The sequence below is a fragment of the Brevundimonas sp. genome (assembly GCF_024711105.1).
GTDB lineage: Bacteria > Pseudomonadota > Alphaproteobacteria > Caulobacterales > Caulobacteraceae > Brevundimonas.
This window is the reverse complement of sequence record NZ_JANJTL010000151.1, coordinates 21,244-27,843: the sequence shown is the minus strand read 5'-3', so window position 1 is coordinate 27,843 and position 6,600 is coordinate 21,244. Positions and strand designations below refer to the sequence as shown.

8 protein-coding genes are annotated in these 6,600 nt (G+C 68.7%); 4 read left to right on the top strand and 4 right to left on the bottom strand.

The features are described from left to right. Window positions 1-27 precede the first annotated feature (27 nt). Window positions 28-567 carry a DUF924 family protein gene (locus Q0M60_RS11980; protein ID WP_296819771.1) on the bottom strand — a complete coding sequence of 180 codons (540 nt, stop codon included), beginning with the start codon at window positions 565-567 and terminating at the stop codon, window positions 28-30. 3 nt (window positions 568-570) lie between these two features. After that, window positions 571-1,308 carry a methyltransferase gene (locus Q0M60_RS11975; protein WP_296819769.1) on the bottom strand — a complete coding sequence of 246 codons (738 nt, stop codon included), beginning with the start codon at window positions 1,306-1,308 and terminating at the stop codon, window positions 571-573. Between the two features lie 154 nt (window positions 1,309-1,462). Between Q0M60_RS11975 and Q0M60_RS11970 the strand changes: the two genes are divergently transcribed. Then, window positions 1,463-2,398: a polyprenyl synthetase family protein gene (locus tag Q0M60_RS11970; RefSeq protein WP_296819768.1), complete on the top strand. Its 936-nt coding sequence runs from the start codon at window positions 1,463-1,465 to the stop codon at window positions 2,396-2,398. Here Q0M60_RS11970 and Q0M60_RS11965 read toward each other — a convergent pair. Both Q0M60_RS11965 and Q0M60_RS11960 read right to left on the bottom strand, forming a co-directional pair. Continuing rightward, complete coding sequence (locus Q0M60_RS11965; protein WP_296819766.1) at window positions 2,382-3,425, bottom strand: glycosyltransferase family 4 protein; 1,044 nt, start codon at window positions 3,423-3,425, stop codon at window positions 2,382-2,384. The two genes, Q0M60_RS11970 and Q0M60_RS11965, sit on opposite strands and share 17 nt — an antisense overlap. A gap of 3 nt (window positions 3,426-3,428) precedes the next feature. Next, window positions 3,429-4,643 carry a pyridoxal phosphate-dependent aminotransferase gene (locus Q0M60_RS11960; RefSeq protein ID WP_296819764.1) on the bottom strand — a complete coding sequence of 405 codons (1,215 nt, stop codon included), beginning with the start codon at window positions 4,641-4,643 and terminating at the stop codon, window positions 3,429-3,431. A 91-nt stretch (window positions 4,644-4,734) separates the two neighbouring features. Here Q0M60_RS11960 and Q0M60_RS11955 point away from each other — a divergent pair, with 91 nt between their 5' ends. The 3 genes from Q0M60_RS11955 to Q0M60_RS11945 are packed head-to-tail and all read left to right on the top strand — an operon-like array spanning window position 4,735 to window position 6,579. Then, window positions 4,735-5,145, top strand: coding sequence for a hypothetical protein (locus Q0M60_RS11955; RefSeq protein ID WP_296819763.1), 411 nt, complete (start codon window positions 4,735-4,737; stop codon window positions 5,143-5,145). Between the two features lie 38 nt (window positions 5,146-5,183). After that, a complete protein-coding gene (locus Q0M60_RS11950; protein ID WP_296819761.1) occupies window positions 5,184-5,915 on the top strand; it encodes a VTT domain-containing protein in 732 nt (243 codons plus the stop codon). Between the two features lie 46 nt (window positions 5,916-5,961). Then, window positions 5,962-6,579 carry a glutathione S-transferase N-terminal domain-containing protein gene (locus Q0M60_RS11945; RefSeq protein WP_296819758.1) on the top strand — a complete coding sequence of 206 codons (618 nt, stop codon included), beginning with the start codon at window positions 5,962-5,964 and terminating at the stop codon, window positions 6,577-6,579. Window positions 6,580-6,600: the final 21 nt, after the last annotated feature.

The window sequence follows — 6,600 nt, the reverse complement described above, 5'->3', positions numbered from 1 at the left end:
ATCACCGGTCAGTGACGTTCCTGTGGATCAGCCCCGGAAGCCGTCCTCTTCGAGGAAGGCCTGCTCCTCCGGCGTGGTCTCGCGGCCAAGCGCCTTGTTGCGGTGGGGGAAGCGGCCGAAGCGTTCGATGACGGCGTGATGGTGGCGGGCCCAGCGATCCGCGTCCGGGTAGGTCAGGCGACCGAAGAGGCGTAGCGACTCCTCCTGGTCGGCGAGGTTCTCCGAGTGCTGGAGCGGCAGGTAGAAGAAGGGCCGCAGCTCCTCCTCGAAGGCCTGGTCGTGGCCGCGTTCGATCGCCTCGCGGGCGAAGGACCGGGCCAGCGGATCGGTGGCGAAGGCGTGGCCGGTCCCGCGGAAGCAGTTCCGCGGAAACTGGTCGAGCAGCAGGCACAGGGCCAGGGCGCCTTCCGGCGTCGCCATCCAGCCGTCGAGTTCGCGGCGAGCGGCGGCTTCGTGCGCATCCGAGAAGCGCCGCTTGAACTCGGCGTCGAAGGCCTCGTCCTTGGCGAACCATTTGTCGGGGCCGGCGTCGCGCCAGAAGGCGACGACCTCGGAGGGCTCGGTCACGTCTCAGCTCCAGGGCAGGGCGGCGCGGCCGCGCAGGATGGCTTCGGTCTCGGGCGTGTGCTTGCCGCCGGAGCGGTCGTGCAGGACCAGCGCGGACTCGAGGCGCAGGGGCGCCTTGCCCGTCTTCACGGCGCGGATCAGCACCCGCTTGGCCGGCTCGTCGGCGAAAGGGTGGATCGGCCGGATCTGGAAGGAGCCGGCCTTGGGCGCCAGCAGGGCGAGCAGGTCGGCCAGCCGGTCGGCGCGGTGGATGATCGCGATCGAGCCGCCCTCTCGCACGGCCTTCAGCAGGAACCCGGTCCAGGCCTTGAGCCCGTCATCCGCGATCCAGGCCCCGCGCCGCTCGGGCGCGGGCGCGCGAAGGCTCGCCTCATCGTCAAAGAAGGGCGGGTTTGACAGGGCCCAGTCGAAGGGCGGCTGGCCGAGGGCGCGGAAGCCGGCGGCCACGTCGCCGGTGATCACCTCGCCTTCCAGGCCGTTGAGCGCCAGGTTTTCGCGGGCCAGCCCGGCCGCTTCCGGGTCGCGCTCGACGCCAAACAGACCCGCGCCAGGCTGCCTGACGCCCATCTGGCACAGCACCGCGCCGGCACCGCAACCGGCCTCGATGACGCGCTGACCGGGCTTCGCATCACAGGCGGCGGCCAGCAGGGCGGCGTCCATCCCGGCGCGATAGCCGCGCGCGGGCTGGCGCAGCCGGACCCTGCCGTCGAGCAGCCGGTCCTCTTTCGCCTCTGGCGCCATTGGGCTAGACCCCCGGTTAACAGCGGACGGCGGCTGAGGGGATGGATCGCCCGCCACCGCAAGACTTCGGAGTATTGGTTTGGACCCTGTCACGGCCCCCGCCGCAAGAGCCCCGGGAGGCGTCGACGCCCTCGTTCGGCTGGGAGCCGAGGACATGGCGGCGGTCGACGCCCTGATCCGCGAGCGGATGCAGAGCGACGTGCCTGTGATCCCGGCCCTGGCCGAGCACCTGATCGCGGCGGGCGGCAAGCGCCTGCGGCCGCTGGTGGCGGTGGCCTCCGCCCGGCTGCTGGGCGCGGACAATGACGCGCACCAGCTGCTGGCCGCCGCGGTCGAGTTCATCCACACCGCGACCCTGCTGCACGACGACATCGTCGACGGCTCCAAGACCCGGCGCGGCAAGGCGGCCGCGCACCTCATCTGGGGCGAGGCGCAAAGCGTGCTGGTGGGCGACTTCCTGTTCACTCGCGCCTTCGACCTGATGGTGGAGACGGGCTCGCTGCATGCGCTCAGGCTGCTTGCGCGGGCTTCCAGTGTCATCGCGGAGGGCGAGGTTCTTCAGCTCACGCGGGCGCACGACCTGGATCTGCCGCAGGACGTCTATCTGGAAATCATCTCGGCCAAGACCGCGGCCCTGTTCCAGGCCGCGGCGGAATCGGCGGCGGTGACGGCGGGCGGATCGAACGAGCAGGTCGCGGCGCTGCGCGATTACGGTCTGAACCTCGGGCTGGCGTTCCAGCTGGCCGACGACGCGCTCGACTACGGTGGAACGTCCGACGCGCTCGGCAAGGACGCCGGGGACGACTTCCGCGAAGGCAAGGCGACCCTGCCGCTGCTGCTGGCGGTGCAAAGGACGCGCGGCAAGGAAGACGCCTTCTGGCGCCGCGTCGTGGTTGAGCGTGACCAGACGGACAGCGATTTCCGCCGGGCGCGCGAGTTGATTATCGGCACCGGCGCGCTCGGCGCGACGCTGGACCTGGCAGGGGATTATGCGGACGCCGCCAAGGCGGCCCTCTCTGGCTTCGAGGCCTCGCCTTGGAAGGCCGCTCTGGCCGATCTGGCCGACTTCGCGGTCAGCCGGCCGGCGTAACGGGGACCGGAGCCGGGTCGAGCGGCGCCACGCGCTTGTCCATCAGGAACCAGGCGACCGCCAGGCCCGCGAACAGCGCCAGCAGGACCGGCAAGCTCCAGCCAGAGTTGGTCTGGTCGACGACAAAGCCCAGGGTCGCGCAGGCGGCCGTCAGCCCCCACACGCGCCAGGCGAGATCGCCCGTCGTGCGCCCTTCGACCCGCAGCCAACGCTGATAGAGATGCTCGTTGTGCGCCTGGAACAGGCGCCGGCCGGCGCGGGCGCGCGCCAGCAGGGTCAGCAGCACGTCGGTGATGAAGGGCGCCGCGACGAACACGCCGATGTACATGCTGACCCGCGGATTGTTGCCGGTGGACTGGAGCACCGTCGCCGAGGCGATGATGAAGCTGGAGAACAGAGCGCCGCAGTCCCCCTGAAAGAGCCGCTTGCCCGGGTGGTTGAACGGAAGGAACACGATGTTCGCCGCTGCCGCGGCCAGCAATGCGAAGGCGACGAGCGGCCGGTCTGGGTTTACCAGAGCCAGGGTGAACAGGCCGATCGACTGGACGCCCACGGCCAGGCCGTCCGAACCGTCCATGAAGTTGTAGGCATTCATCATGACGATGAGCCACAGGGTGGTGCCCAGAATACCCAGGATGGGTCCGACGTCGAGCGCATAACCGGGCGCGAACGGGAGGACTTCCACGCGCGCGATCATTGTGCAGAAGGCAATCGATACAAGCAGCTGTACAGCAAGCTTGATGTAGGGCGAGAAGTCGAAGACATCGTCCAGTGCGCCGAGCAGGGCGATGAGGACACCTCCGGCCAGCACCCAGGGGATCCGGCCAAGGCCCGGCGAGGGGGCTTCAAGCAATACATAGACGAGCAGGCCGGCCATCACCCCGGCGATGACGGCCAGACCGCCACCAGTGGCGATGGGCCATTGATGGCGGCTACGCGGACGCGGATGGTCGAGCGGGCCGATCTTGGCCAGGAGCGCGGCGATGAGAACCGTCACGAAGACGGTGACGACCACCCCCCAGATCATCGGTTACACAAGCCCGGCGCAGAACCGCTGAATCCGGCGGCAGGCCTCCTCTAGCACGTCCTCGGAGGTGGCATAGCTTATTCGGAAATAGGGCGACAATCCAAACGCTTCGCCTTGCACCACGGCCACACCTTCGGCGTCGAGGAGCTCGGCTGCGAACTCACCGTCCGTCGTGATGAGTTTGCCGCTGGCCGACCGTTTGCCGATCAGGCCTTCGATCGACGGATAGACATAGAAGGCGCCCTCGGGTGTGGCGCAGCGGACGCCGCTGGCCTGATTGAGCATCGAGACGACGAGATCGCGGCGCGCTTCGAAGGCCCGGGCGCGATCGGCCATGAAGTCCTGCGGACCGTTCAGCGCCTCCACGGCGGCCCACTGGCTGATGGACGAGGGATTTGTCGTGGTCTGGCCGGCCACCTTGCGCATCAGATCGATCAGCGGCTTGGGACCGCCCGCGTAGCCGATGCGCCAGCCGGTCATGGCGTAAGCCTTCGACACGCCGTTCACGGTAAGGGTCCGGTCGTAGAGCTGCGGCGCGACCCGGGCGAGGGTGACGTATTCGAAGTCGCCGTAGATCAGGTGCTCGTACATGTCGTCGGTGAGCGCCCAGACGTGGGGGTGGCGGCCCAGCACCTCGGCCAAGCCGCGCAGTTCGTCACGGGTATATGCGGCGCCGGTCGGGTTCGACGGCGAGTTCAGGATCAGCCAGCGGGTGCGCGCCGTGATGGCGGCCTCCAGCGACGCCGGGGTCAGCTTGAAGCCGTCCGATTCGGGGCAGGGGACGACGACCGGCTCGCCGCCGGCCAGCAGCACCATGTCAGGGTAGCTGACCCAGTAGGGCGCCGGCACGATGACCTCGTCGCCCGCCGACAAGGTGGCCAGCAGGGCGTTGAAGATCACGGCCTTGCCGCCGGGGGCCACGTGGATCTGGTTGGTCGCGTAGGTCAGGCCGTTCTCGCGTGCGAACTTGGCGGACACCGCGGCCTTCAGCTCGGGAATGCCGTCGACGTCGGTGTATTTTGTCTCGCCGCGCCGGATGGCCGCGATAGCGGCCTCCTTGACATTCTCGGGTGTGTCGAAGTCGGGCTCACCGGCGCCGAGGCCGATCACGTCGCGACCCTCACGGCGCAGCTCGCGCGCTCGGGCGGTGACCGCCAGGGTGGGCGAAGGCTTCACTCTTCGCAGGGTCGCGGACTCCAGGCCCCCCGGCTGGGACATGAAACTTTCCTCATGAAGACAGGCGGACCGTTTACGCGGCGCCGCACCATGAGGCAAATGACGCGCGGGGATCATCTTCCGAGGCCGACCCATGTCCGCTGCCGCTCTCCTGGCGACAACCCTTCTGCTGGCCTCGGGTCAGGCCGACCCCGGCGGCGTCACCGTGGTCGATGGGGTCGAGGTCATCGGTGATCCGATGGACTACCGGCTGCGCGTCACCCTGGCGGGGGCGGATCGCGCCGGGGCCATGGTCCTCTCCAGCGACCCGGCGATGTGGTGCGGAGACGCGCGCTTCAACAATACGCCGGGCCCCTTCCGTCAGTGCTGGCTGCGCGGCTTCAGGGGCGAGCCGATCGTCCTGACCGCCCAGAACGAGGGCCAGTTCGGCCGCGACTGGACCGTGGAGTGGACGGGATGTCAGCCGCTGGCCGACGGCCGCAGCTGCTCGGCGGAGATCGCCGGAGAAATGCAGGTGGGCGCGACGTTCCGTCGAGGCGGTTGAGCCTTCACGGGGCGTCTGCTGACGGCTAAGGCCAAGGCATGATCCGCCAGGCTTGGTCATTCCTCACCGAGATGGACAGCCGCCGCTGGCGGACGGCGTTTGTCACCGTCGCGCTGCTGGCGGCCACGGTCGGTCTGCTCCTCTTCGGCAAGAGCCAGCTCGGCCTGGAGACGGAGCGAGCGCTTGAGGCCTGGCTGCAGGGCTACGCCGGCAGTCCATGGGCCTTTGCGGCCACGGTTCTGCTGTTCGTGCTGGCGGCCTTCATCGGCGCCCCGCAGTTCCTGTTGATCGCCGCCTGCGTCGTGGCGTTTGGGCCTTCGCTCGGCTTTTTCTACAGCTGGACAGCCACGGTCGTGTCAGCGGGCGTGACCTACTGGCTCGGGCGCGGCCCAACGGCCCGGCTCCTTGACCGGCTTAGCAGCCGAACGGTCGCGAGGCTCAAGCGGTTCATCGGCCGCAACGCCTTCTACGCCAGCTTCGTCATCCGCAATGTGCCGTCAGCGCCGTTCATCGTCGTCAACATGGCGTTCGGCGCGGCGCGGGCGAACTTCTGGACCTTCCTGGCCGGATGCGCGCTCGGCGTCCTGCCCAAGACGGCGTTGGTCGCCTTTTTCGGTGGCGCTGTGTTCGCAGCCGTCAGCGGCGACGGCGTCTGGCATTCTCTGATCCTGGCGGCCGCGGCGGTGCTGTGGCTGGGCCTCATGCTGGCGGTCCGCGAATGGATTCGCCGCCGACGTGCTGGCCGTGAGACCGAGATGGACGCGACCTGATCGGCGTTTCGCGAGTTACCTCCCCGAAGCCTCCCGGAGACTACAGATGTTCAAGCTCTACTACTCGCCCGGCGCCTGTTCGCTCGCCGCCCACACGGTGCTGGAGGAGATTGGCGCCCCCTATGAGGCCCAGGCCGTCAACCTGAGAGCCGGTGAGCACAAGGAGCCGACCTATCTGGCGATCAATCCCAAGGGCGCGGTGCCGGCCCTGGCCACTGAACACGGCGTGCTGACCGAGAACGTGGCGATCCTGAACTATCTGGCGGCCAAGCATCCGGAGGCCGGCCTGGCGCCGCTCAACGACGTCTATGCGACCGCGGCCCTCACCTCGTTCAACGGCTACCTCGGTTCGTCAGTCCACCCCGCGATCGGCAAGCTGATGTTCTCCCGGCCGGCTCTGGAGGGCGACGCGAGGACCCAGCAGCAGGACCTGACGCTGGCTAAACTCCGTGTGCTGGAAGACAGCCTCTACGTCGGGCCTTGGGCGATGGGACCAAGGTTCTCCGTCGCTGATCCGTATCTGATGGTCTTCGAACGCTGGGCGCGGCAAGGCGGCCTGCTGGACCCTGACACCTTCCCTCATATGAACGACCATCTGGACCGGGTTCAGCAGCGCCCGGCGACGCAGCGCGCGCTGGCTGCCGAGGGCCTCTCGCCACTGTGACCGATGGCCGCCCTCGGCGGC